The 24,542-nt window shown below is 73.7% G+C and carries 24 protein-coding genes and 1 pseudogene; 10 read left to right on the top strand and 15 right to left on the bottom strand.

Features of this window, described 5'->3' with window-relative positions:
- Window positions 1–99: 99 nt before the first annotated feature.
- Window positions 100–1,464: a dipeptidase gene (locus tag ACFWA7_RS04460; protein WP_385820837.1), complete on the bottom strand. Its 1,365-nt coding sequence runs from the start codon at window positions 1,462–1,464 to the stop codon at window positions 100–102.
- A 164-nt stretch (window positions 1,465–1,628) separates the two neighbouring features.
- Here ACFWA7_RS04460 and ACFWA7_RS04455 point away from each other — a divergent pair, with 164 nt between their 5' ends.
- Window positions 1,629–2,858: a geranylgeranyl reductase family protein gene (locus tag ACFWA7_RS04455; protein WP_385820835.1), complete on the top strand. Its 1,230-nt coding sequence runs from the start codon at window positions 1,629–1,631 to the stop codon at window positions 2,856–2,858.
- A 32-nt stretch (window positions 2,859–2,890) separates the two neighbouring features.
- Here the strand turns inward: ACFWA7_RS04455 and ACFWA7_RS04450 are convergent, their stop codons facing one another.
- Window positions 2,891–3,343, bottom strand: coding sequence for a nitroreductase family deazaflavin-dependent oxidoreductase (locus ACFWA7_RS04450; RefSeq protein WP_385820833.1), 453 nt, complete (start codon window positions 3,341–3,343; stop codon window positions 2,891–2,893).
- Window positions 3,344–3,512: 169 nt separating this feature from the next.
- Between ACFWA7_RS04450 and ACFWA7_RS04445 the strand changes: the two genes are divergently transcribed.
- Genes ACFWA7_RS04445 through ACFWA7_RS04435 form a run of 3 tightly spaced genes read left to right on the top strand, consistent with a single transcriptional unit; the run spans window position 3,513 to window position 6,225 of the window.
- On the top strand, window positions 3,513–4,214 hold the full coding sequence (locus ACFWA7_RS04445) for a TetR/AcrR family transcriptional regulator (RefSeq protein WP_385535394.1): 702 nt from the start codon (window positions 3,513–3,515) through the stop codon (window positions 4,212–4,214).
- A 59-nt stretch (window positions 4,215–4,273) separates the two neighbouring features.
- On the top strand, window positions 4,274–5,563 hold the full coding sequence (locus ACFWA7_RS04440; RefSeq protein WP_385820831.1) for a histidine kinase: 1,290 nt from the start codon (window positions 4,274–4,276) through the stop codon (window positions 5,561–5,563).
- Entirely contained in the window at window positions 5,560–6,225 is a 666-nt protein-coding gene (locus tag ACFWA7_RS04435; protein WP_385535398.1) for a response regulator, read from the top strand. The genes ACFWA7_RS04440 and ACFWA7_RS04435 overlap by 4 nt, the downstream gene beginning before the upstream one ends.
- Here the strand turns inward: ACFWA7_RS04435 and ACFWA7_RS04430 are convergent.
- Complete coding sequence (locus ACFWA7_RS04430; protein ID WP_385535400.1) at window positions 6,186–6,473, bottom strand: DUF6332 family protein; 288 nt, start codon at window positions 6,471–6,473, stop codon at window positions 6,186–6,188. The genes ACFWA7_RS04435 and ACFWA7_RS04430 overlap by 40 nt on opposite strands.
- 73 nt (window positions 6,474–6,546) lie before the next feature.
- Complete coding sequence (locus ACFWA7_RS04425) at window positions 6,547–8,034, bottom strand: MFS transporter (protein ID WP_385820829.1); 1,488 nt, start codon at window positions 8,032–8,034, stop codon at window positions 6,547–6,549.
- An 87-nt stretch (window positions 8,035–8,121) separates the two neighbouring features.
- On the opposite strand from ACFWA7_RS04425, the gene ACFWA7_RS04420 reads away from it, so the two are divergent.
- The gene (locus tag ACFWA7_RS04420) at window positions 8,122–8,523 is read left to right on the top strand and encodes a MarR family winged helix-turn-helix transcriptional regulator (RefSeq protein ID WP_371650612.1); all 402 of its coding nucleotides are present in this window, start codon (window positions 8,122–8,124) and stop codon (window positions 8,521–8,523) included.
- Between the two features lie 70 nt (window positions 8,524–8,593).
- Here ACFWA7_RS04420 and ACFWA7_RS04415 read toward each other — a convergent pair whose 3' ends face one another.
- On the bottom strand, window positions 8,594–9,337 hold the full coding sequence (locus ACFWA7_RS04415; protein WP_385820827.1) for a maleylpyruvate isomerase family mycothiol-dependent enzyme: 744 nt from the start codon (window positions 9,335–9,337) through the stop codon (window positions 8,594–8,596).
- 307 nt (window positions 9,338–9,644) lie between these two features.
- Entirely contained in the window at window positions 9,645–10,856 is a 1,212-nt protein-coding gene (locus tag ACFWA7_RS04410) for an MFS transporter (protein ID WP_385535407.1), read from the bottom strand.
- A 149-nt stretch (window positions 10,857–11,005) separates the two neighbouring features.
- On the opposite strand from ACFWA7_RS04410, the gene ACFWA7_RS04405 reads away from it, so the two are divergent.
- Window positions 11,006–12,220 carry an ROK family protein gene (locus ACFWA7_RS04405; protein WP_385820825.1) on the top strand — a complete coding sequence of 405 codons (1,215 nt, stop codon included), beginning with the start codon at window positions 11,006–11,008 and terminating at the stop codon, window positions 12,218–12,220.
- A gap of 161 nt (window positions 12,221–12,381) precedes the next feature.
- Here the strand turns inward: ACFWA7_RS04405 and ACFWA7_RS04400 are convergent, their stop codons facing one another.
- Genes ACFWA7_RS04400 through ACFWA7_RS04385 form a run of 4 tightly spaced genes read right to left on the bottom strand, consistent with a single transcriptional unit; the run spans window position 12,382 to window position 14,855 of the window.
- On the bottom strand, window positions 12,382–13,284 hold the full coding sequence (locus ACFWA7_RS04400) for a phosphotriesterase (RefSeq protein WP_385821060.1): 903 nt from the start codon (window positions 13,282–13,284) through the stop codon (window positions 12,382–12,384).
- The gene (locus ACFWA7_RS04395; protein ID WP_385820823.1) at window positions 13,278–13,847 is read right to left on the bottom strand and encodes a DUF4865 family protein; all 570 of its coding nucleotides are present in this window, start codon (window positions 13,845–13,847) and stop codon (window positions 13,278–13,280) included. The genes ACFWA7_RS04400 and ACFWA7_RS04395 overlap by 7 nt, the downstream gene beginning before the upstream one ends.
- A gap of 10 nt (window positions 13,848–13,857) precedes the next feature.
- Window positions 13,858–14,262 (bottom strand): cupin domain-containing protein, encoded by a 405-nt coding sequence (locus ACFWA7_RS04390; RefSeq protein ID WP_385535413.1) that lies wholly within the window; start codon window positions 14,260–14,262, stop codon window positions 13,858–13,860.
- A 29-nt stretch (window positions 14,263–14,291) separates the two neighbouring features.
- Window positions 14,292–14,855 (bottom strand): TetR/AcrR family transcriptional regulator, encoded by a 564-nt coding sequence (locus ACFWA7_RS04385; protein ID WP_385820821.1) that lies wholly within the window; start codon window positions 14,853–14,855, stop codon window positions 14,292–14,294.
- 171 nt (window positions 14,856–15,026) lie between these two features.
- On the opposite strand from ACFWA7_RS04385, the gene ACFWA7_RS04380 reads away from it, so the two are divergent.
- Both ACFWA7_RS04380 and ACFWA7_RS04375 read left to right on the top strand, forming a co-directional pair.
- A complete protein-coding gene (locus tag ACFWA7_RS04380; protein WP_385820819.1) occupies window positions 15,027–15,332 on the top strand; it encodes an SHOCT domain-containing protein in 306 nt (101 codons plus the stop codon).
- Window positions 15,329–15,487, top strand: a pseudogene (locus ACFWA7_RS04375) (ABC transporter ATP-binding protein); the annotation flags it as partial. The gene ACFWA7_RS04380 and the pseudogene ACFWA7_RS04375, both read left to right, overlap by 4 nt.
- A gap of 130 nt (window positions 15,488–15,617) precedes the next feature.
- On the opposite strand, the gene ACFWA7_RS04370 reads toward ACFWA7_RS04375, so the two are convergent.
- Window positions 15,618–16,166, bottom strand: coding sequence for an ATP-binding protein (locus ACFWA7_RS04370; RefSeq protein WP_385820817.1), 549 nt, complete (start codon window positions 16,164–16,166; stop codon window positions 15,618–15,620).
- Between the two features lie 145 nt (window positions 16,167–16,311).
- Complete coding sequence (locus tag ACFWA7_RS04365; protein ID WP_385535421.1) at window positions 16,312–16,638, bottom strand: hypothetical protein; 327 nt, start codon at window positions 16,636–16,638, stop codon at window positions 16,312–16,314.
- Window positions 16,639–16,922: 284 nt separating this feature from the next.
- Here ACFWA7_RS04365 and ACFWA7_RS04360 point away from each other — a divergent pair, with 284 nt between their 5' ends.
- Window positions 16,923–18,020, top strand: coding sequence for a PLP-dependent cysteine synthase family protein (locus tag ACFWA7_RS04360; protein ID WP_385535423.1), 1,098 nt, complete (start codon window positions 16,923–16,925; stop codon window positions 18,018–18,020).
- A gap of 90 nt (window positions 18,021–18,110) precedes the next feature.
- Here the strand turns inward: ACFWA7_RS04360 and ACFWA7_RS04355 are convergent, their stop codons facing one another.
- On the bottom strand, window positions 18,111–18,605 hold the full coding sequence (locus ACFWA7_RS04355) for an SRPBCC family protein (protein ID WP_385535425.1): 495 nt from the start codon (window positions 18,603–18,605) through the stop codon (window positions 18,111–18,113).
- A 78-nt stretch (window positions 18,606–18,683) separates the two neighbouring features.
- Entirely contained in the window at window positions 18,684–19,544 is an 861-nt protein-coding gene (locus tag ACFWA7_RS04350) for a DeoR/GlpR family DNA-binding transcription regulator (protein WP_385535427.1), read from the bottom strand.
- A gap of 266 nt (window positions 19,545–19,810) precedes the next feature.
- Between ACFWA7_RS04350 and ACFWA7_RS04345 the strand changes: the two genes are divergently transcribed.
- Complete coding sequence (locus ACFWA7_RS04345) at window positions 19,811–22,087, top strand: hypothetical protein (RefSeq protein ID WP_385820815.1); 2,277 nt, start codon at window positions 19,811–19,813, stop codon at window positions 22,085–22,087.
- A 23-nt stretch (window positions 22,088–22,110) separates the two neighbouring features.
- Here the strand turns inward: ACFWA7_RS04345 and ACFWA7_RS04340 are convergent, their stop codons facing one another.
- On the bottom strand, window positions 22,111–24,510 hold the full coding sequence (locus tag ACFWA7_RS04340) for a right-handed parallel beta-helix repeat-containing protein (protein ID WP_385535431.1): 2,400 nt from the start codon (window positions 24,508–24,510) through the stop codon (window positions 22,111–22,113).
- Window positions 24,511–24,542: the final 32 nt, after the last annotated feature.

Here is a 24,542-nt window from a genome sequence, read left to right as displayed (position 1 = left end):
ACGGCGGCGGTGGCGTCCGCCGCACGGATCTACGCTCTGCGCGATTCCGCCCAGAGCTTGACGGGTTCCCTCACGCCTCCGAAGAGGAGTGACGTTTCATCAGGCCTGCTTGGAGCGCGCGTAGTTGACGAGGAAGTGTGCCTCCGCGACCGAGAGCCGCTCCAGCTCCTGCGGCGACACGCTCTCGTTCACCGCGTGGATCTGCGCCTCCGGCTCGCTCAGCCCGATCAGCAGGATCTCGGCCTGCGGGTAGAGCGCGGCCAGGGTGTTGCAGAGCGGGATGGAGCCGCCCATGCCGGAGGACTGCATCTCCTCGCCCGGGTACGCGATCCGCATCGCCTCGGCCATCGAGGTGTACGCCGGGCTGGTGATGTCCGCGCGGAACGGCTGGCCCTGGCCGACCTGCTCGAGGGAGACCCGCGCGTTCCACGGCGTGTGCTTCTCGATGTGGGCGAACAGCAGCTTGGTCGCCTCGGCCGCGTCCTGGCCGGGCGGCACCCGCAGGCTGATCTGCGCCCGTGCGCTCGCCGGGATGGACGGGGTCGCGCCCGCCACCGGGTGGCAGTCGATCCCGATCACGGTGACGGCCGGACGCGCCCAGATACGGTCGGCCACCGTGCCCGTGCCGGGCAGCCCCACGCCGTCCAGGACCCTGGCGTCCTTGCGGAACTCGCCCTCCGGGTACTGCAGCCCGTCCCACGAGGCCTCGGCGGGCAGCCCCTCGACGGCCGTCTGCCCGTTCTCGTCCCGCAGCGAGTCCAGTACGCGGATGAGCGCGGCCAGCGCGTCGGGCGCCGCGCCGCCGAACTGGCCCGAGTGCAGGTTGCCTTCGAGCGTGTCGATCCGCACCCGGATCATCGTCATGCCGCGCAGGGTCGCGGTGACCGTCGGCAGACCGACCCGGAAGTTGCCGGTGTCGCCGATGACGATCGCGTCGGCCGTCAGCAGCTCGGGGTGCGCCTCGGCGTACCGCTCCAGACCGCCGGTGCCCTGCTCCTCGGAGCCCTCGACGATCACCTTCACGGAGACCGGGACGCCGCCGTTCGCCTTCAGGGCGCGCAGCGCCAGCAGGTGCATGATGAACCCGCCCTTGCAGTCGGCGGCCCCGCGCCCGTACCAGCGGCCGTCGCGCTCGGTCAGCTCGAACGGCGGGCTCAGCCACGCGGACTCGTCCAGCATCGGCTGGACGTCGTAGTGCGCGTACAGCAGCACGGTGGGGGCGTCCGCCGGGCCGGGCAGGAAGCCGTAGACCGACTGGGAGCCGTCGGGGGTGTCGAGGAGGGCCACGTCCCGGAAGCCCTCGTCGCGCAGCGCCCCGGCCACCCACGCCGCGGCCGCCTCGCACTCGCTCCTCGGCGCCACCGCCTCGTCCGCCACCGAATGGAACGCCACCAGTTCCGTGAGCTCCGCCTGCGCACGGGGCATCAGTGAGGTGATGGTCTCGGCGATCGGATTCGCGGTCATGGGCACGCTCCTCGTGGGTGCGACGTTGATGTACGTGTACGCAAGTGCACGTGAATGTATGACGAAGGTAGGGCCGATCCTCCCACAGGGTGGGCGGGCCCTACCGCGCCGTAGGATGCCGTCGTCAGCGTGACCACGGGTCGGATCAGGAGCAGAAGCACATCGTGAGCAGCGAGAACGCAGATGCCGGGACGCAGCGCGACGAGCCGCAGGCCTCGTCCGTGTGGGATGTCGTCGTGGTCGGCGCCGGACCCGCGGGGGCCTCGGCGGCCTACGCGGCGGCGGTCGCGGGCCGGCGGGTGCTCCTCCTGGAGAAGGCCGAGCTGCCCCGCTACAAGACGTGCGGCGGCGGCATCATCGGACCGTCGAGGGACGCACTGCCGCCCGGGTTCGAACTGCCCCTGAAGGAGCGGGTGCACGCGGTCACCTTCTCCCTCAACGGCAAACTCACGCGCACCCGCCGCTCCCGGCAGATGCTCTTCGGCCTGATCGACCGGCCGGAGTTCGACGCCGGCCTGGTCGAGGTGGCCCAGAAGGCGGGCGCCGAACTGCGCACCGGAGTGACCGTCCAGCGCGTCGAGCAGCACGGCTCGGCCGTGCCCGACCGGCGTACGGTGGCGGTCGTCCTGGCCGGCGGCGAGACCGTCCTGGCGCGCGCGGTCGTCGGCGCCGACGGCAGCGCGAGCCGGATAGGAGCGCATGTCGGCGTCAAGCTCGACCAGGTGGACCTCGGCCTGGAGGCGGAGATCCCGGTGCCCGCGACGGTGGCCGAGGACTGGGCGGGCCGGGTGCTCATCGACTGGGGGCCGATGCCCGGGAGTTACGGCTGGGTCTTCCCCAAGGGCGACACGCTCACGGTCGGGGTGATCTCGGCGCGTGGCGAGGGCGCCGGGACCAAGCGGTACCTGGAGGACTTCATCGCCCGGCTCGGCCTCGCCGGGTTCGAGCCCGCGATCTCGTCGGGGCATCTGACCAGGTGCCGCAGCGACGACTCGCCGCTGTCGCGCGGCCGGGTCCTGGTGTGCGGGGACGCGGCGGGGCTGCTGGAGCCGTGGACCCGGGAGGGCATCTCGTTCGCGCTGCGCTCGGGGCGGCTCGCGGGCGAGTGGGCGGTGCGGATCTCGGAGTCCCAGGACGCCGTGGACGCCCGCCGCCAGGCGCTGAACTACGCCTTCGCCATCAAGGCGGGCCTCGGCGTCGAGATGGGCGTGGGCCGCCGGATGCTGGCGCTGTTCGAGAAGCGCCCGACGATGCTGCACGCCGCGATCACCGGCTTCCGCCCGGCCTGGAAGGCCTTCGCGGACATCACCCGTGGCACGACGACCCTGGCGGGCATGGTGCGCTCGCACCCGATGGCGCGGCGCGTCCTGGACATGGTGGACCGCCGCTCCTAGGGCTGAGCCGGGCCCGGGAGGCCGGGCCCGGCTCAGGCGTCGACGGTTATGCGGAAGACCGGGTGGTCGGGCGCGGCGGCGAGCAGTTCGTCGTCGCTCGACTTCGCGGTGACGCCATTGAAGTACTGGTTGACCTCCCACCCCCAGCGCTCCAGGTAGGCGCGCAGGATGGCGGTCTTCTCGCTGTCCGGGACCTCCACGGCGGTGAAGGCGCGGACCTTCCGGCCGACGCGCAGCTCACCGCCGCCCGCCGCCCGCATGTTGCGCACCCACTGGGAGTGCCCGCGGGCCGAGACGAGGTACTGCGCGCCCTCGTACGTGTGCGGATTGACCGGCACGCGCTGCATCTGGCCGCTCTTGCGGCCGCGCACCGACATCTCGGCGGTGCCGGCCAGGCTGAGGCCGTGGCGGGCGAGCCAGCCGATGACGCCGTTCATCTTGACGGTGAAGCGGCTGCCCGGGAGGTAGTACGGCTGCGACGACATCGGGGACTCCCTGCTGTGACTTCGAGAGCACTGCTCTCGCTTGAGAGCAGTCTGCACGGAATCGGTGCTCCAAAGCAAGAGCAGTGCTCTCGAAATTGTTCGGGGCTCACTGGTCGGATCAGTGCTCTCATTCCGGGGCGCCGCTCTCGGTGATGGCAGAATGGCCTCCATGAGCACCGTCCAGGGCGCCCGAGCCCGCGCGCGTACCGAAATCACTGCGGCCATCAAGGACGAGGCGAGGAGACAGCTCGCCGCCGAAGGCGCCTCGAAGCTGTCGCTGCGCGCCGTCGCCCGCGAGCTCGGCATGGTCTCCTCCGCCCTCTACCGCTACTTCCCGAGCCGCGACGACCTGCTCACCGCGCTGATCGTGGACGCCTACGACGCCGTGGGCGAGGCCGCCGAGCGGGCGCTCGCGCAGGCCGGGCCCGCCGACGCGCCCGCCGGGCGGTGGGTCGCCGTCTGCCGGGCCGTGCGGGCCTGGGCGCTGGCCCACCCGCACGAGTACGCGTTGATCTACGGCTCGCCCGTCCCCGGCTACACCGCGCCCCAGGCCACCGTCGGCCCCGCCTCGCGCGTGGGGCTGGTGCTCATCGGGATCGTGCGCGACGCGCACCAGGCCCGGGGCATCGCCGTTCCCCGGCTCGCCCCCGAGTTGCGCGCGGAGGCCGACCGGATGGCCGCCGACTTCGCGCCCGGCCTGCCGCCGGCGGTCGGCCCCGCGCTGGTCGCCGCGTGGGCGCAGCTCTTCGGGCTGATCTCGTTCGAGCTGTTCGGCCAGTTCCACCGCGTCGTCGAGGAGCGGGACGCCTTCTTCGCGCACGCGGCCGCCGGGCTGGCCGCCTCGGTGGGCCTGGTACTCCCCGGGGAGTAGTCGCGGTCACCACGCCGGGCTGACGCCCGGGCGCCCCGCCCGGGGCTAGCGTGGCCGGTATGGAAGAGCGGCACTCAGTGCGCCCCGCCCGCTGCGACGATCCCCCCTGGGCGCGGCGGGGTCCGGCGCCGCGCCCGCCCTGGGCACGGATGTGGGTCCCGGGCGCGGGCGGCGGTGTGGACGCCCGGGGGCGCTCGCGGCTGCCGTGGCCGTCCACCCTGGTGCTGACCGCGGTGGTGCTGGGCGGCTCCACCTTCGCCGCGCACAACCAGACCGGGCGTGCCTCCCTCGACGTCTTCGCCCGGCTGCTGCTCCTCGCGAGCTGCGCGGTGCTGCTGCTGCGCCGCCGCCACCCCGTGCTCGCCGTGTTCGGCTCGGCGGGCGCCGCCATGGTCTACCTCGGCGCCGGATATCCGTACGGGCCGATCTTCCTCGCGGTGGCCGTCGGCTGCTTCGCGGCGATCGTCGCCGGACACCGCCGGGCCGCCTGGGCGGCGGTCGGGATGCTCTGGCTCGGCCATGTCCTGGTCGCCCACTGGCTCTACCGCTGGCTGCCCCCGGGCGGCGACCGGGCCGCGCCCTGGGGGCAGGAACTGGTCGTCGCCGCCTGGGTGCTGGCCATCGTGGCGATCGCCGAGCTCACCCGCGTACGCCGGGAGCAGTGGGCCAGGGCGGGGGCCGAGCGGGCCGCCGCCGACCGGCGGCGCGCCGACGAGGAGCGGCTGCGGATCGCGCGCGAGCTGCACGACGTGCTGGCGCACAGCATCTCGGTCATCAACGTCCAGGCGGGCGTGGGCCTCGCACTGCTCGACTCCGACCCTGAGCAGGCCCGTACCGCGCTGACCACCATCAAGTCCGCCAGCAAGGAGGCGCTGGGCGAGGTGCGCCAGGTGCTCGACACCCTGCGCACCCCGGGCGACGCACCCCGCTCGCCCGCGCCCGGCCTCGACCGGCTGCCCGAGCTCGTCGAACAGGCCGCGGCGGCCGGGCTCACCGTGGAGACCGCCACGACCGGCTCGCCCAGGGCGCTCCCGCCCGGGGCCGATCTCGCCGCCTTCCGTATCGTCCAGGAGGCGCTCACCAATGTGGTGCGCCACTCCGGCTCCCGTGCCGCGCGCGTGGTGCTCGACTACGCGCCCGACGTGCTCGAAGTGCGCGTGGACGACGACGGACCGGCCGGTCCCGGGAACGCGGGCGGCAGTGGGAACGGCCTGATCGGCATGCGGGAGCGGGCCGCCGCGCTCGGTGGCACCATCGAGGCGGGCCCGCGCCCGGACGGCGGCTTCCGGGTGGTCGCCCGGCTCCCGCTCACCCGCACCGCACCCGCCGCACCGAGGGAGACCCCGTGATCCGCGTACTGCTCGCCGACGACCAGTTGCTCGTACGGGCAGGTTTCCGGGCGCTGCTCGATGCCCAGCCGGACATCGAGGTCGCTGGCGAGGCCGCCGACGGCGAGGAGGCGGTGCGTCTGGTGCGCGAACTGCGGCCGGACGTCGTCCTGATGGACATCCGCATGCCCACCCTCGACGGGCTCGCCGCCACCCGGCGGATCACCGGAGACCGGGAACTGGAGGGCGTGAAGGTGGTGATGCTCACCACCTTCGAGCTCGACGAGTACGTCTTCGAGGCGATCCGCGCCGGCGCCTCCGGGTTCCTGGTCAAGGACACCGAGCCGGAGGAACTGCTGCGGGCGGTACGGGCTGTGGTGGACGGGGACGCGCTGCTCTCGCCCGGGGTGACCCGGCGGCTGATCGCCGAGTTCGCCGCCCGCTCCAAGGAACCGGCCACGGCCGAGAGCCTGGGCGAACTGACCGAGCGGGAGCGGGAGGTGATGGCCCTGGTCGGGATCGGGCTCTCCAACGAGGAGATCGCGCGCCGCCTGGTCGTCAGCCCGCTCACCGCCAAGACCCACGTCAGCCGCACCATGGTCAAGCTCGGTGCCCGCGACCGGGCCCAACTGGTGGTGCTGGCCTATGAGTCGGGCCTGGTGCGGCCCGGCTGGCTCGGCTGACGGCGGCCGTCGTCGCCCGCGTACGAGAAGCGCCACAGGACGTGCACGGTCCTGCTGACGAAGGCGAGCACGGCGGCGGCCGACCCGGCCAGGAGCAGCAATCCCCGTGCGGGATGGCGCAGTTCGAAGAGGAAGGCGGGCCCGGCGACCGCGCCGAAGGCGAGCAGGGCGGCCAGCGAGCCGGTCACCACGGCGTACATGATCTCGACGGTGAGGGCGTCGCGTTCGCCCTGGCTCCGGTTGCCCATGGGAGCAGTCTCCGCACAGATACGGCCGACGGGCAAGAAGCACCCGTCGGCCGCACCCTCCCCCGAGGAGGCGTCAGTCGCCGACGGCGACCTTCGCGGGCTCCTGGGTGGCGGCCGCGTCCTCGGCCGGTCCCGCGACGACCAGCGTCCGCCGGTCGGTCTTGGTGCGCAGCCCGGTCAGGGTGATGAGGAGACCGGCGAGCGCGATACCGGTCACCACCATCAGACCCGGCCGGAAACTGTCGAGCAGGTCCTGCGGCGAGTCGCCCCGGTCGCCCGCGGTGATCACGGCCGTCACCACGGCCAGGAAGATCGCGCCGCCCACCTGGATCGAGGTGTTGAGCAGACCCGAGACCATGCCCTGTTCGCTGTCGTCCACGCCGGTGGTGGCCTGGATGTTGAGCGAGGGGAAGACGAGCGCGCAGGCCGCGCCGAGAAGCAGCATCGACGGCAGGATGACCGCGGCGTACTGCGGGGTGAGGCTGATGCGCAGGAACAGGGCGTACGCGAGGACCAGGGCCGCGAAGCCGATGGCGAGGATGCGCGGGGTGCCGAAGCGGTCGACGACCGACCCGATCATCGTCGAGGAGAGGGCGACGAGCACACCGGCGGGCAGGAACGCCAGCGCGGTCTGGAGCGCGGTCCACTGGAGCACCGACTGCATGTACTGGGTGACCATGAACTGGAAGCCGACGTACGAGCCGAAGAAGGCGGCGGCGCCCAGCTGGGTGCGGACCTGGGTGCCGGAGCGGAGCACGCTGAGCCGGACGAGCGGGCTCGCGGTGCGCTGCTCGATCCGTACGAACAGGGTGAGCAGGACGGCGACGGCGAGGAAGGACAGCAGCGTACGGGCGGAGGCCCAGCCGGCTTCGGGCGCCTGGACGACGGTGTAGACGAGCAGCAGCATCGAGCCGGTGCCGGTGATGGCGCCGGGCACGTCGTAGTGGCGCTTGCCCTCGGGGCGGTCGCTGTGCGGGATGAGCTTGAGGCCCGCGACCAGGGCGATCAGGGCGACCGGCGCCGGGAGCAGCATGGTCCAGCGCCAGCTCAGCTGGGTGAGCAGACCGGACAGGACCAGGCCCATGGAGAAGCCGGTGGCGGCGCAGGTGGTGTAGATGGAGAGCGCGCGGTTGCGCTGCGGGCCCTCCTTGAAGGTCGTGGTGATGATCGAGAGGCCGGCGGGCGCGGTGAACGCGGCGCTGAGGCCCTTGATGAAGCGGCTGGCGATCAGCAGCGGCCCGGAGTCGACGAGCCCGCCGAGCAGCGAGGCCAGCGCGAAGACGCCGAGCGCGATGAGGAACACCTGGCGGCGGCCCATCAGGTCGGCCGCGCGGCCGCCGAGGAGCAGCAGGCCGCCGTAGCCCAGGATGTAGCCGCTGACGATCCACTGGAGCGTCGAGGTGGTGAGGTCCAGATCGGTGGCGATCGAGGGCAGGGCGACGCCGACCATGGAGACGTCGAGGGCGTCGAGGAACATCGCGGCGCACAGCACCAGCAGGGTGCCCCACAGCCGGGGGCTCCAACGCTCTTGGCTGGACGGGACGTTGAGCGGAGTCGTCATGCGGAGCAGACTACATGCACATGCATCGAGTGCAAGTGCATTTAATTACAGTGCAACAAAGAGCGGCTTCTCTGCTAACGTGCGGCCATGGCAGCCAAGAAGTCGGAGCGCATGCTCGTGGACGAGTGGCGTGGCATCCTCGCGGTGCATGCGCGCACGACGTGCGAGCTCGATCGCGAGCTGCATCAGTACGGCATCGGAGCGAGCGACTTCGAGGTGCTCGACGTGCTCGTGGAGGGGCGTGCGGAGGACGGCGGTACGGCGTACCGCGTCCAGGAGCTCGCCTCACGCGTCCATCTGAGCCAGAGCGCCCTCTCCCGCCTGATCGGCAGGCTGGAGAAGGAGGACCTGGTCACCCGCGGGATGTGCAGCGAGGACCGGCGGGGCGTCCGGGTCATGATCACGGACAAGGGCCGGGCGCGCCACGCGGAGGTGCGACCGCTGCAACGCGCGGTGCTCTCCCGGATGCTGGCGGACCGGCCCTCGTAGCGCCCGCGGTACGGCGGCGGGGTCACGGCCGCGCGTGCCATGACCCCGCGCGGGCCGTGCGGTGCCGGGGCTACTTCCAGGTGATGGCCGAGTTCGCCTGCCACAGCTCGGCGAGCGACGCGTCGCCCGCAAGGGCAACGGACGAGAGCGGCCGTCGGTTCCACAGCGTCAGATACAGCTCGTGCGCGGTGCCGCTCAGCTCGCAGTCGGCGGGGCCGTCGTCGTCCTGGACCGTGCGCGGCACCCCGTCCGACAGATGCGCGGTCCACACCGCGTCCGTGTCCGTCGTCCGCACGCGAAGGGTGCGCGGCGTCCGCGTCCGCACCCGGCTCTGCTCCCGGGCGTGGAAGCCGCGCAGCAGTTCGTCGATGCCGTCGACGGCGAACTCCGGCTCCGGCGCGGTGACGCGGCCACCCCGGGCCGACTCGGCGTCCACCCGGTGGACGGCCGTCTCGTGCGCCTGGCGGCGGGCCCAGAACGCCAGCGGGGAGGGCGCGGGCAGGAAGTGCCAGCACTCCAGGTCCTTCGGTGCGCCGGTCAGTGTGCCGACGAGCGCGCGGTGGCCCTCGCGGAACCAGTCGAGGAGCCCGTCGCCGTCCAGGTCGGGCTCCTCACCGCTGGGGTGGAAGGCGGTGTGGCCCTCCGTGATGTACGCGGTCGCCCAGCGGTGCACCGTCCCGGTGTGCCGCAGCAGATCCCGCACCTGCCAGCCGGGGCAGGTCGGCACGGGGGCGTCGGGGCCCGCCGCGTCGGCGGCCCCGGCCAGCAACCGGCCCTCGCGGTCGAGGGCGTTGATGAGTTCAGCGGTGTCCATGTCGGGATTCTGCCAGCGGCGCGGGCGGGGTGGTGATGCTGTCCATGTGCGCCCGGTCACGCCCGCGCGGGAGCGGTTCGCGAGCGGGCGCCCGCGTCCCTGGCCTGGCGGGGCCGATCAGCAGGGAGTCCGCAGGCGCGCGGGCCCGTCGGCGCATCGCGTTGGCGTCGGTGTGGCCGGGCCGCCGCACGGTCCGTGCCGCCGGGCCCTTTCGTCCACCCGCTCCGGTCCGAGCGCGGCCGCGCCGGGCTCCGTCCGGCCCGCTCTGTTCCGTGTGCGGCCCCCGGGCTCCGTCACGCCCCCGCCATTACGCCCCCGCCGTCGCGTGCCGCGAGGCGTACGCGATCACGGCCGCCGCCGCCGACAGTGCGGCCACCGTCGTGAGGGCGACCGGCAGGGAGGACCACTGGGTCACGAAGCCGATCGCGGGCGGGCCGAGGAGCATGCCGCCGTAGCCGAGGGTCGACGCGGCGGCGACGCCGCCGGGTCCGGCCAGCGCGCCCGCGCGGGCCACCGCGACCGGGAAGATGTTGGCGAGGCCCAGGCCCATCACCGCGAAACCGGCGAGCGCGAGCCACACCGTCGGCGCGAGCGCGCCCAGCAGCATCCCGGCGGTGGCCGTCGTGCCGCCCGCGACCAGCGCGCGGGTCTGGCCCAGGCGTTCGAGCAGGAAGGTGCCGCTGAGCCGGCCGGCTGTCATGGCCAGGGCGAACAGGGAGTAGCCGATGGCCGCGATGCCGGGCGCCGCGTCGAGATCCTGCTCCAGGTGGAGCGCGCCCCAGTCGGCCATGGCCCCTTCCCCGTACGCCGTGCACAGGGCGATCACGCCGAACAGGAGCACCAGACGCCGGGCCCGGCCGTCGAGGCGCCGCCCCTGGGCGTGCGGGGTCGCGGTGTGCGCCGGGGCGGGGTGGCGGAGCAGGGACGGCCCCGCGAGGGCGGTCACCAGCAGGCCGAATCCGGTCAGCGCGAGCAGGTGCGCGGTGGGGGAGAGGCTGCCCGCGACCAGCGCGCCGACGCCCGCGCCGAGCATCCCGCCGAGGCTGAACGCGGCGTGGAAACTGGGCATCACCGGGCGCCGCAGGGATGCGACCAGATCGACGGCCGCGCTGTTCATGGCCACGTTGATCCCGCCGTACGCGGCGCCGAAGAGCAGCAGGACCGCTCCCAGGGCGAGCGCCGAGTGGGTCTGCGGAGGCAGGGCGATGGCCAGCGCCATCAGCGCGGCGCATGCCACGGTCACGGGGTGGCTGCCGAAGCGCCGGCAGAGCCGGCCGGTGATCACCATCGTCACCACGGCGCCCGCCGAGACGCCGAGCAGGGCGAGGCCGAGGTCACCGGCCGAGGCGCCGGTCTGCTGCTTGATGGCCGGGATGCGGACCACCCAGCCGGCGAAGAGGAATCCGTCGAGGGCGAAGAACACGGTCAGGGCGGTGCGGAGGCGGAGCAGGGAGGGCGCGGCGGTGTGCGCGCCGGATCCTGCCGGAAGGGCCGTCCGTACTTTGTTTAGTAGCGGCACAAACTCAGAATAGGGGGCGACGCCCCTGCGGACAACCCGTCGATCTCCCGGCCGCCGGTCCGCTCGACGACCGGCGGGTGAGCGGCGAGTGAACGGGGGCCGCCGCCGGAGGGAATGCCTCCGTCCTGGATCATGGGAGACTCGCCCCCATGAACGGCAAGGCGACGCACACCAGGACGAGGCTGGACAGAGGCCGTGGGGCACTCGGCCCCGCGCTCGAACTGGTCCACACCGGCCGCGCGCCCACCCGCGCCGTCCTCACCGCCGAGCTGGGCGTCACCAGGGCCACGGCCGGAGCGGTCGCCGCCGAACTCGAAGCGCTCGGCCTCATCCAGGTCGACTCCCGCCCCGGCGCCGCCGCCGGTTCCCAGGGCCGCCCCTCGCACCGCCTCGCGGTCAACGACTCGGGCCCCGTCGCCCTCGCCGCCCAGGTGCACGCCGACGGATTCCGCGCCGCACTGGTGGGCCTTGGCGGCCGTACGGTCGCCACCGCACCCGGCTGCGTCACCGTCTCCGCCGACCCGGCGCAGGTGCTGGGCGAGGTCGTCGAGGCGGGCGCCGAACTGCTGCGCGGCAGCGGGCTGCGCTGCGTCGGCGCGGGCCTGGCCGTGCCGTCGGCCGTCGCCGAGCCGGACGGCACCGCGCTGAACCCGCTGCACCTGGCCTGGCCCGCGGGCGCCCCGGTGCGCGAGATCTTCGCCGAGCAGGTACGGGCCGCGGGCATCGAGGGTCCGGCCTTCACCGGCAACGACGTCAACCTCGCCGCCCTCGCCGAGCACCGCCACGGCGCCGGGCGCGGCGCGCAGCACCTGCTCTGCGTGGCCACCGGGCACCGCGGCGTCGGCGGCGCCCTCGTCCTCGACGGCCGTCTGCACACCGGGAGTTCGGGCCTGGCCCTGGAGGTCGGCCACCTCACCGTCAGCCCCGAGGGCCGCTCCTGCTACTGCGGCGGCCGGGGCTGCCTCGACGTGGAGACCGACCCGCTCGCCTTCCTGGTGGCGGCGGGCCGCGACCCGGGCCCCGAGGTCTCGCTCCTGGAGCAGTCCCGCGAGCTGCTGCGCACGGAGTACGAGGACCCGTCCGTACGCGGGGCCGCGCAGGAGCTCATCGACCGCCTGGGCCTGGGCCTTGCCGGACTCGTCAACATCCTCAACCCCGACCGGATCATCCTCGGCGGACTGCACAAGGCCCTGCTGGAGGCGGACCCCGACCGGCTGCGGGCGGTCGTCGCCGACCGCAGCCTGTGGGGGCGCAGCGGCGGCGTGCCCATCCTCGCGTGTTCGCTCGACCACAACAGCCTGGTCGGCGCGGCCGAGCTGGCGTGGCAGCCGGTGCTCGACGACCCGCTGGCGGCGCTGGGCTGACGGGCGTTCGGGCCCGTGATCGCGGGCCGGTCCCGTAACGGTGGGCGCCGAGCGGGCTGTGGACGTCCGGTGCGGTACCGCGGCCCCGTGAGGGGCGCGGGGAACCGCGCTACCGGCCCCGGACGGCCCGCGGCTGTCCGACAGCGATCCCGGGGAAGCGCTCAGTGGCGCAACGCGAACGCCCCCGGCGGATTCGCCCCCAGCACTCGCTCCACCAGCTCTTCGCCCAGGGCGAGTTCGAGCCCGGGCCGCACCCGGCGCAGCAGGTACGGCATGCCCGGCGTGTCCGGGGTCACCGTGTCCCCGCCGAGCAGCAGCCGGTCCGCGAACCCGGCGTCGGCGAGCGCCTTCAGCGCCTTCGGCATCCGCCAGTCGGTGGCGTGGTTGGCCCGGGACGGCCCGTCGAAGCCCAGATACGCGCCCTCGGCGGCGGCCTGCCGGTGGCCGGCGAAGTCGGGCGAGCGGTTGAGGTGGCCGAGGATCACCCGGTCCGGCGCTACCCCCAGCTCCCCGCAGAGCAGGTCGAGCACGTCGAGGGCTCCGGTCCCGAGCTCCAGGTGCACCGCGATGGCCGCGCCCGTGCGGTGATGGGCCTCGGCGGCCGCGCGCATCGTCAGCCGGGCGTGCGCGTCGAGCCCGTGGAAGCCCCCGGCGACCTTGATCAGCCCGGCCCGCGCTCCACCGCCGCCCGCCACGCCCTCGGTGATCTCGCGCACGAACAGCTCGGCGAGCGAGTCGCGTACGGAGTCGAGCAGTCCGGGCGGGTAGTGGGCGGCCTGGTGCAGCCCGGTGGCGGCCACGATGCGGACGCCCGACTCCCTTGAGAGCGCGGCCAGTTCGTCGGCCCGGCGGCCCATTCCGTACGGGGTCCACTGCACCACCGTGCCGCCGCCGAGGGCATGGAAGGCGCCGAGCCGGGCGGACGCTTCCCCGGCGTCGTCGAGCTCCTGGCCCGGCAACAGCGGGCTGCGGATGAAGAGATGGTCGTGCGCGTCCACCACGCCGAGCCGGTCGGCGGGCACATCGCCGGTCACGGTGCGGACGACGGCCGGCCCGCTCACCAGTGCCGTCCCCGGGTCAGCTCGCCGCGCTCCGGCGCCGACACGTGCAGCACCTGGAAGCGGTCGCCGGGCGCCTGCGGGGCCTCCTGCTCCCAGAGCGTGAAGCGCAGCAGCTCCCAGCGGCGGGGGTCGACGGCCAGCGCGCTCGCCACCGTCCCCGGGGCGGCCGCCCGCTCCATCTGCTCGGCCACGAAGTCTCCGGGCCTCACACCGTCCGGCACCGCGAGGCGCTCGCGTGTCGCGGAGACCGGCACGGCCCCGGCGGCCGCCCCCTCCTCGTACGAGAGCCCCATCCAGTGCTGGACCTCCGGGCGGCCGAAGTCGTCCACGATGCCCTGGAAACCCGGGCCCCAGAGGAAGGAGTTCATGCCCTCGGGCGTGTTCCAGAGGTAGACCGGCGCATACGCGTTCACCGGCGAGCCCGCGCCGCGTTCGCGGATCAGATACGCCTTGAGGCCGAGGCCGGGGAAGCCGTCGAGGAGATGGCCCCGGGTGGCCACGCGGGTGCGGATGAGGTCCATGTCGTAGTCGGCGGGCAGGGTGATCTCGTACTGCAGGGCGTGCACGGCGTACTCCTCAGGCAGGGGACGACGGGTAGGCGTCGGCGGCGACATGGCGGTCCCAGTCGACCGCGGTGCCGTCCTGTGCCGCCTCGACGACCGCGAGATGGGTCATGAACGTGTGCGGCCCGGCGCCGTGCCAGTGCCATTCGTCCGGCTCGATCCAGACGGTGTCACCCGCCCGGATCGGCTCGACGGGACCGCCCCGGCGCTGCACCAGGCCCTCGCCCTCGGTCACGTGCAGGACCTGGCCGTGCGGGTGGCGGTGCCAGGCGGTGTGGGCGCCGGGGGTGAAGTGGACGCTGAACATCCGCAGCCGGGACGGGGACGGGGGCGCGGCGATCTCGTCGAGCCAGACCGTGCCCGTGAAGTGCTCGGCCGGGCCCCGCACACTGGCGGGGCGCTGACGGGTGACGTGCATGGTGGGCGCTCCTGGGCTGGTGGTTGCGGTCAGAGGGTGCGGGGCGCGAGCAGGGCGAGCAGGCCGCGTACCCCCGCGTCGAAGGCGGCGGGCGAACCGGACGCGCGGGCCAGGACGTAGCCGCCCTGGACGGTCGCGACCACTGTGGCCGTGATCTCCTCGGGCACCAGGTGAGCGCTGAACTCGCCCGCGTCCAGGCCCTCTTGGACGATGCGCGCGAGCCGCTCGCGCAGCCAGTCGATCGTCTCGGTGACGGGCGCGCGCAGCTCCTCGCTCGCGATGACGTCCGGGTCCATGGTCAGCCGGCCCACCGGGCAGCCGCGCAGGACGTCGCGCTCGCGCAGCAGATAGCCGCGGATCCGTTCGTACGCCGTGCCCTCGCTCCCGAAGGAGGCCTCGGCGCTCGCGCGCAGCTCGTCGGCGGTGCGCCGGATGGCGGCGAGCGCCAGGTCCGGCTTGCCCGCGAAGTGGTGGTACATGCTGCCCTGGCCCGCGCCCGCCTGCTGCTGGATCGCCTTGGGGCTGGTGCCGACGTAGCCCCGCTCCCACAGCAGCTCCCGGGTGGCCTCGATCAGACGCTCGGGGGTGCTCATACCTCCTACTGTACATACCAGTAGGTACAGAAGCGAGAGCAGTCGTCCGCGCTCGATCTACTCCTCGGGAGGTACGGCAAGTGCCGCTGGCTGTACGACGACCCGGACCACCCCTCGGCGGGAGTCTCGAAAGCGCCACGGGACCCACCCCCGACCGAGGAGCTGAGCACCATGAACACACTGGCCTACGACGGACCCGGACCCTGGATCCTGTTCTTCCCGGTGATCTGGGCAGCCGTGATCCTCACGGTCGTGACCCTGCTGCGCCGCACGGTGTGGGGCGGACGGCGCGGCCCCTGGCGCCCGCCCCTCGCCGATCCGCGGTCCTACGACGGCCGGCCCCCGCTCGACGAGCGCTCGCCGCTCGCCGTGCTCGGCCGCCGCTTCGCCGCAGGTGAGATCGACGAGGACGAGTACTGGCGCCGGCTCTCCGTCCTGGATGAGGAGTTCGGCCGCCGCAAGGGCGGTGCGGAATGACCACCGCACTGCGGCCCACCACCGCCACCGCCGCCGCCCGGGTCGTCGACGCCGTCAGGACGTACGGCGCGGGCGACACCGGAGCGAGGGCCCTGGACGGGGTGGGCGTCGACTTCCCGGCCGGCCGCTTCCCCGCGATCGTGGGGCGCCCTGGCCGGCTGGTGCCAGGCCCGCCGAGCGGCCCGCCTCGACATACCGCGGGCGATCGCGGCGGAGTGAGCGGCCCTGCCCGGGACCCCCGCCCGGCCGCCCCGCCCGGCCGCCCTGCCCGGGACCCCCGCCCGGTCAGCCCGCCGCGGGCAGCCGGGCGGGGGTGCGCGGATGGCCTGCCCGGCCCTCGGTGAGTACCAGGGCGGGCCGTTTGCGCAGGCAGGGGCCGGTCGCCTTGGGAGCGGTCGCCTTCGTACCGTACGCCGGGCGGGACGGCAGCCCGACCGCCGGCGGCGCGGGGAGCGTGAACCACACGGTCTTGCCCAAGGCGCCCTGCGGACGCACCCCCCAGCTCTCGCTGACCGCCGCGATCATCGCGAGTCCGCGGCCATGGGTGGCGAAGGGGTCGGCGCTGCGCACCGTGGGCATGCGCGGATCGTGGTCGTGGACGGACACCGTGAGGCGGTCGCGCAACAGCTCGATCTCCACGGTGCAGAGCTTGTCCGGCTGGGCGTGCCGGTGAACATTGGTCAGCAACTCGGTGACGCCCAGCGCCGCCTCGTCTATCAGAGGATCGAGATGCCAGTAACGCAACTGCGCTGAAACGATTCTGCGGACTTGCCCGATCCGCGACGGCAGGGCTTGGAGCTCCACCGTGCAATGCCTGCTCGACTGGCTGATCACGGCTGCGCCTCCCCGATTGAGGTCCGGAAGAAGCTTTCTGGTCCGGCGGGCTGGATCACAGCGTGACCGCCGGTAAACCCTCAGTGATGTGAGACCAGGGTGGCGCAGGGGTCGGCGCTCCGCAACTCGCGCCCCATCAGCCCCCTCAGCCGCGCGGTTCACCCGCCGGACGCACCGCCTGCAGGAAGCGCCGGGCGAGCTCCGCGCCGCGCGGCCTGCCGCTCTGCTGGCCCATGGTCAGCCGGTAGCGGTGGCCGTTGAGCCTGGCCACGGTCCGGTCGGCCTTGGCGGCCCACGGCAGCAGCGGCTTGCCCGCGCTCACCGCACGCAGCGGCGCGCTGTCGATCTCCCGCCCGTTGCTGGTGAGCAGGGCGAGCCGGCCGTCCTTGATCAGGACTTGTCCCGCCCTGGTCAGCGAACGCGTCCAGCGTTCGATCCGCACACCCCTGGCGCTGAACTCGGGCTCGGTCATGGCCGCTGTGCCCCCTTCGTACCGTTCCTGCTGGGCAGTCTGCCCAACGATGGCCGTACGCACCAGGGCGCGCGGAGGATCGGCCGTCACCCGCCGCCGTACGCGGCTTCACCGGCGTCCCACAAGCCACCCCTATGGATCCCCAAAGGGAATGTTTGTGCAGGTGAGGGCGGTATTGTCAAGTAGGGGAGCCGCGCGTTTCCAGCCGACTTCGGCGACACGCTGCACGACATTTCCAGCCCGGGCGCCCTGGTCCCGGGGCACCCGAGACATGGAGGAGTGGCATGGAGACCATCGACGTGGACCGCAGCGACGCGGCCTACCGGGCGTGGCTCAAGGACGCCGTGCGCAAGGTCCAGGCCGACGCCAACCGCTCCGCCGACACGCATCTGCTGCGCTTCCCGCTGCCCGAGCGGTGGGGCATCGACCTGTACCTCAAGGACGAGTCCACCCACCCCACCGGCAGCCTCAAGCACCGGCTCGCCCGCTCGCTCTTCCTGTACGGGCTGTGCAACGGCTGGATCCGTCCCGGCAAGCCGGTCATAGAGGCGTCCAGCGGCTCGACCGCCGTCTCCGAGGCGTACTTCGCCAAGCTCATCGGCGTGCCGTTCATCGCCGTCATGCCGCGCACCACCAGCGCCGAGAAGTGCCGCCTGATCGAATTCCACGGCGGCCAGTGCCACTTCGTGGACGACTCGATGAAGATGTACGAGGAGTCCGCCGCGCTCGCCGCCGAGACCGGCGGCCACTACATGGACCAGTTCACGTACGCGGAGCGGGCCACCGACTGGCGCGGCAACAACAACATCGCAGAATCGATTTACCAGCAGCTGAAGCTGGAGCGTTACCCGGAGCCCGCCTGGATCGTCGCCACCGCCGGGACCGGCGGCACCTCGGCGACCATCGCGCGCTATGTGCACTACATGCAGTACGACACGCGCATCTGCGTCCCGGACCCGGAGAACTCCTGTTTCTTCGACGGCTGGACCCGCGGCGACGCGTATGCGACCAGTGACTCCGGCTCGCGCATCGAGGGCATCGGGCGGCCCCGGATGGAGCCGAGCTTCCTGCCCGGCGCCATCGACCGGATGATGAAGGTCCCGGACGCGGCCAGCGTCGCGGCCGTGCGCGCCCTCGAAGCGGCCATAGGCCGCAAGGCGGGCGGCTCCACCGGCACCGGTCTGTGGTCCGCCCTGAAGATCATCTCCGAGATGGTGGCCGCCGGGCGCACCGGCAGCGTCGTCACCCTGCTCTGCGACCCGGGCGACCGCTACCTCGACAAGTACTACTCCGACGACTGGCTGGCCGAACAGGGCCTGGACATCGCGCCGTACACGGCGGCGATCGACACGTTCCTGGCCAACGGAGTGTGGCCGGACTAGCACGGTCGGCCGGGAGGCCCACGGCTGGAAGCGGCCAGTGGGGCCGGAAGGCACGGGCGCGGCGAGGGCTTTCGGGTCAGGTGGTCCGGACTAGGACGCCGCCGGCGTCGGCCCGCCGCCGGGCGCGGCCAGTCGGCGGTCGAGCGCCGCCACCGCGTCGCGGAACGCCCGGCCCAGACCCGGCCGGCCCATCCGCAGCGCGAACCGGAAGGGCGCGCCGCCGGCGGCCGCGAAGGTCCACTGCACCCGGGTGCCCCCGGCGGTCGGTGTGAGCCGCCACTCCTCCAGGAGGGCGTGCGGGCCGGGGGCGTTGGTGACGTCGACCCGGTAGGCGTAGCGCACTGAGGGCTCGGCGGCCAGCACCGTCTCCTCGAACCGGGTGCCGCCCCTCAGCCGGACCTCCCGGCCGCCGTCGGTCGCCCGCGAGTGGGTCACGGCCGCGAACCACTCGGGCCAGGTGCCGGTCTCGACGGCCAGCGCGCGGTAGAGGGCGTCCGCCGGGGCGGCCGCGTCGGCGGCGAAGACCAGGCGCAGCGGAGCGGTCTCGACGAAGTCGAGCTCCACGGGACGGAGTCGGCGAGCCATCGGGCCGCACCTCCAGCGATCGATGTGGACGGGCACGAGCGGTCAACAGCGAGCCCGCACACCTTAACTGACGGTCCGTTAGATGTCCTCGGCGGGGGCCACGTCCACCTCGGCCGAGTCGCCCTCGCCCGCGACCAGCAGCCCCGGCAGATGCTCGGCCATCTCCTCGCGCGCGGCGTCGGACAGCCCCGAGTCCGTCACCAGTGTGTGCACCTCGTCCAGCGAGGCGAACGAACTCAGCCCCACCGTCCCCCACTTGGTGTGGTCCGCGACCACCACGACCCGCCGAGCGGACTGCACGAACCCCCGGTTGGTCTCCGCCTCCGCCAGGTTCGGCGTGGAGAGACCCGCCTCCACCGAGATGCCGTGCACCCCGAGGAAGAGCACGTCGAAGTGGAGCGAGCGGATCGCCTGGTCCGCGACCGGCCCCACCAGGGAGTCCGACGGGGTGCGCACCCCGCCGGTGAGCACCACGGTCGCCGCGCCCGGCCGGTTCCCGCCGTTGCCCGCGGCCCGCTGCGCCGCGTGGAAGACGTCCGCGACCCGCACCGAGTTGGTCACCACCGTCAGATCCGGCACGTCGAGGAGCCGGTGCGCCAGGGCGTACGTCGTCGTACCGCCCGAGAGCGCGATGGCGCTGCCCGGCACGGCCATCGCGGCCGCCGCGCGCGCGATGTCCTCCTTGGCGCTCAGCTCCAGGCCCGACTTGGCCTCGAAGCCCGGCTCGTGCGTGGAGGCCTCGACCACCGGCACCGCGCCGCCGTGCACCTTCTCGATCACGCCCTGCCGGGCCAGCGCGTCCAGGTCCCGGCGCACCGTCATGTCCGAGACGTTGAGCTTCCGGGTGAGCTCATTGACCCGGACACCGCCACGCCGTCTGACCTCGTCGAGGATCAGGGCGCGACGCTGCTCCGCGAGCAGATTCTGGTTGTCGGTCACTGCCGGGTCGGTCCTTCCGCGTCGCCGTACATGTCGTCGCCGTACATCCGAATCCTGTCACGGGGAGATTCCGTGAGGACACCGCACTCCGGCAGCAGATCCGAGATCCTGAAGAACCCGCACGCCGAGGCCCCCGCGCCGAGGTCCTCCGGCCCCCGCACGACGCCCGACCCGCACGACGCCCGACCCGCACGATCCGCGATCCGCACGACAACCCCCGCCGTGTCCCGCCGCCGATCCTCCCATCGTGAGAGCGAGTCACAGAAGTGTCCCGTGCCACACCGGCCGCCGACGACGGCGGCCCCGCGCTCGAACTGCTCGTCCACGGCGTCGGTGGTGCCACCCCGCAGTCCATGCTCGACGACCCGCGTACGGTCCGGGTCACCGGGGACGAGACCGCCGCCGTCCACCGCCGTACCGAGGACGCCGACGCCGAGGACCACCCCGAGCGCTACCGCGACCGGCCCGTGCCCGAGGCGTACTGCTGGGCCAACCTCACCTCCGGCAACGGCGCCCGCGCCCTGTGGCTGCTGCTCCTGCCGTTCATGGTGGTCAACCTCGCGCACTGGATGCGCCCGCCCGCCCGGGAGTCCGCACGCGCGGTGCGGCTCTACGGGGTCCTTGTCCGGCTCGTCGCGCTCAGCCTGACCGTGCTGCTCATCGCAGCCGCCTGCGAGGTCGCGCTCGATCTGGCCGCCTGGCAGTGCGCGGGCGCGGCGGGCTGCGCCGCCGGGAAGTCCTGGCTCGGCTTCCTGTCGCCCGAGCGGCACGGCTGGTGGAGCCCGCCCGGCCGCCGTCTGGCGCTGGCCGCGCTGGTGCCCGCCGCCCTGACCGGGCTGCTCTGGTACCTGTCCAACCGCACCTGGAGCGCGTACGAGTCCCAGCAGCCGCTCGGCACCGCCGGGGACGACGACGAGCCGCACGCGCCCGCTCTGAGCCGCCCCGGCTTCTGGTACGGGCGGCGCCTGGTCGCCCGGCTGCGCGCCGCCCACACCGCCGCCGGGTTCCTCACCGTCGCCGCGGCCGTCACCGCGGCCGCCGCCCGCCACGACCGGGCCGGCGCGAGCACCCCGCTCGACGTCCTCGGCTGGCTCCTGACGGCGACTCTGCTCGTGGGGGCGGCCGTCGTGGTGGGCGTGGTGTGCGGCCGGGGCCGCAGCGAGTCGCGCCTCGACGAGCACCTGGACCGGGCCCTCATCACGTTCCTGCCCGCCGCCGCCCTCGGCGTGCTCGTTCTGTCGATGGTGTACGCGTCGTGGGAGCGGCCCGGCTGGGCCCCGCACTCCACGCTCCCCGGCGACCGCACCTTCGGGGTCATCGTCCTGGCCCAAGGCGTCCTGGTCGTCCTGCTCGCCGGGGTCGCGCTCCTGCTGCGGCGCCGCGCGCACGACTCCCGTACCGCGCTGTCCGGCCTCGGCGGCCCCGCCGTCGCGCTCCTGGCGTGCGCGCTCGGCGGAGTGATGACCGGCGGGGTCGCCCAGCGCGTGGCCGACTGGCTGGACGGCTCCGGTACGCCCGGCGAGACCCGCGACGTCTTCAAGGGCCCGCCGCCGCTGCTCACCTGGCAGGCCTCGGTGATCCCGGCCCTGCTCGCGCTCCTCGTCCCGGCCGTCGCCTACTTCGCGTTGCGCACCTGGCGCACCGCACGTGCCGAGGAGCCGGGGCTGCTCGCGGACTACCCGGGCGAGCTCCCGGACGCCGCCCGCTCCCGGCGGATCGCCACCGCCCGTGCGATGGCCGGACTCACCGACCGCGCGCCCGCCTTCCTCGGCATCGTCGGCGCCGCCACGCTGCTGCTCGGCGCGGGCGCGCTCGCGGGCTCGTGGTCCACCGGGCAGGTGCCCGGGCGGGCGGCGGCCGACGCGCCGGGCGCGGTCGCCTCGGCCGCCGACACCGCCCAGGCGCTCGGCTCCTGGCTCACCGGCCTCGGCTTCCTGCTCTTCGTCACCTGGGGCCGGCGCGCCTACAAGGACGCCTCGGCCCGGCGCACCATCGGCATCCTGTGGGACGTGGGCACCTTCTGGCCGCGCGCGGCCCATCCGTTCGCCCCGCCCTGCTACGCCGAGCGGGCCGTGCCGGACCTGGCCTGGCGGATGAACACCTGGACCGGGCGCACCGGCGGCCGCCTCGTCATCTCCGGCCACTCCCAGGGCAGCGTCCTGGCGGCCGCCGCCGTGTGGCAGCTGCCCGCCCGCACCCGCCGCAGCGTCGCGCTGCTCACCTACGGCTCGCCCCTGGAGCGGCTTTACGGGCGCTGGTTCCCCGCGTACTTCGGGCGCCCGGAACTGACCGCCCTCCACCGGGAGCTGCACTGCTGGCGCAACCTGTGGCGGGCCACCGACCCGATAGGCGGCCCGGTGCTGCCCGGCACGAACGTGGACCGGGGCCCGCTCCTCGACCCGCTCGCCTTCGGGCGTACGAAGCGGCAGCCGCTGCCCGCGCCGATCCTGGCCCACTCGGACTACCAGGCCGACCCGGCCTTCGCCGAGGAGCGCACCGCACTCCTTGAAGAATTGGCACCGGCGCTCCCGCAGCAGCGTTGACGTACCGGCAACAGCCCCTGCCGTCAGGGAAGTTCGGGGAGATCGTCCGCGTAGAGGAGGCTCAGGTCGTCCGGGCTCGCGTCGGTGAACTGGGCGACCCGGCCCGCGTGCCGCTCCACCATCGACTCGAACGTCTGGCGCGCGGTGCGGCCGTTGCCGAACGCCGGGCCCTTGGGCAGCGCCGTGAAGTACTTCAGGAGCGCCTCGGCCGTCCCGCTCCCCAGCCGGTACTCGTGCTCCTCGGCCTGCTGCTCCACGATCCGCAGCAGCTCGTCCGGGTCATAGTCGCTGAAGGTGATGGTCCGTGAGAAACGGGACGCCACCCCGGGGTTGACCCTGAGGAAGCGTTCCATCTCCGCCGTGTACCCGGCGACGATCACCACCACCGCCTCGCGGTGGTCCTCCATCAGCTTCACCAGGGTGTCGATCGCCTCCCGGCCGAAGTCCCGTCCGGAGTCCTCGGGCGACAGCGCGTACGCCTCGTCGATGAACAGCACGCCGCCGCGCGCCCGGTCGAACGCCTCCTGGGTACGGATCGCGGTCGACCCGATGTGCTCGCCCACCAGATCGACCCGGGACACCTCGACGAGGTGCCCGCGCTCCAGCACCCCGAGCGACGCCAGGATCTCCCCGTAGAGCCGGGCGACCGTGGTCTTGCCGGTGCCGGGGGAGCCGGTGAAGACCAGATGGCGGCGGGCCGAGGCGGCCTTGAGCCCGGCCCGCTGCCGCTTGCGGCCCACCTCGATCATGTCGGTGAGCGCCCGCACCTCGCGTTTGACGCTCTCCAGGCCCACCAGCGTGTCGAGTTCACCCAGGACGTCCTGCGAGGAGCGGGCGGGTTCCTCTACGGGCACCGCCGCGGTCCCGGTGGGGCGCTGCCCCGGGACCGTGGAGAGCAGGCCCATCGTCTGGGTCGCGGTCTGGACGACGGGCGGCTCCTGCGCCCCGGGGCGCACGCCGCTCTCGTCGCTGGTGCACTCCTCGGAGACCGGCCCGTCCTCGCCGAACTCGTACCCGCCGCGCGCGCAGCGCTCCGTACGGCAGCGGATCAGCGTCGTACGGCAGCCGTCCACGACATGGAAGCCGTAGCCCCCGCTGCCGGTCACCCGGCAGCCGTGGAAGGTGCCCCGGCCCTGCGCCGACACGTAGAACCCGGCCTCGGCGGGTGCGGTGACCGTACAGCGCTCGATGCGGGGGTCGGCGCCCTTGGTGACGATCACGCCGGTCTGCGCCGCGTCGATGGTGCAGTTGGCGAGGGTGCCGCCGCTGCCGTGGTCGCGGAACCAGGCGCCCGTGGACACCTCTCTGATGCGGCAGTCGTCGAGCTGCGCGGTGGCCCCGTCGCTCACCGACACGGCGGTGTTGCGCACCTGCGAGATGTCGCTGTCGACGACGTCGGCGCGCGAGCCCCGGTCCAGGACGAACAGCGCGTCCGGCACGTCGTGGACGCGGCACGCCTCCAGGACCGCCGTCGCGCCGTCGCTGACCCACACCGCCGGATAGTCGCCCGTACTGTCATGGATCTCGCACTGGTTGGCGTCCACCCGGGTGCCCGGGTCCCACACCGAGAGGCCGTTGCGGCCGAAGCTGCGCACCGCCGAGCGGGTGAGCGTCAGGACCGAGCGGGAGCGCAGGTCCACCGCGTTCTCGGGGATGTCGTGGATGTCGCAGTCGGCGAGCGTGAGCACCGCGTCCGTGTCGAGCGTGACCCCGTCCGCCGAGGTGCGGTGCACCGTGCAGTCGGTGAGGTGGGCCACGGCGCGCGCGGCGATCTGCACCCCGGCGCCCTTGATCTCGTACACCTCGCAGCCCAGCGCCTCCAGGCCGGTGCCCTCGCCGGTCACCGAAAGGCCCGCGCCCGAGGCGTGATGCACCCGGCAGCGCTCCAGACGGGGGTGGGCGCCCGCGCGCACCGAGACGCCGGACTGGCCGGCCGCGACCACCTCGCAGTCCTCGAACAGGCCGCCCGCGCCGTCCAGTACACCGATGCCGACGCCGCCCGGGTTGTCCACGGTGCAGCGCCGGACCGTGGGGCGGGCCGCGCCGCGTACCTCGATGCCGACCGCCGAGCGGGTCACCACCCGCAGATCGCACAGCTCGGGCGCGCCGTCCTCGATCAGCAGGGCGGGCGCCGCCGCGTCCTGCCCTTCGAGCTGGAGGTCCTGGACGGTGGCGGAGGCGCGCACGGTCAGCGGCACGCCGTCGGCCGGGGCGATCCGCACCGATCCCGCCGACCCCTCCGGGCCGCGCAGGGTCACGGCCCGCCGCAGGACCAGGTTCTCGCGGTAGGTGCCGGGTGCGACCGTGAGGATGTCGCCGTCCGCGGCGGCCTCCAGGGCAGCGGCGAGCGAGGCGTATTCGCCGGTGCGGCGCCGCCACCTCGAAGTGCCGGTGTGGGTTACCTGGACCGTGCCCTGAGCCATGGCGCTGCTGTGCCCCCACCTCGTGCGTGCGA

It is taken from the genome of Streptomyces sp. NPDC059994 (assembly GCF_042737755.1).
Taxonomy (GTDB): domain Bacteria; phylum Actinomycetota; class Actinomycetes; order Streptomycetales; family Streptomycetaceae; genus Streptomyces.
The sequence above is the reverse complement of the archived record's forward strand: the minus strand, read 5'-3'. Positions and strand labels throughout refer to the sequence as shown.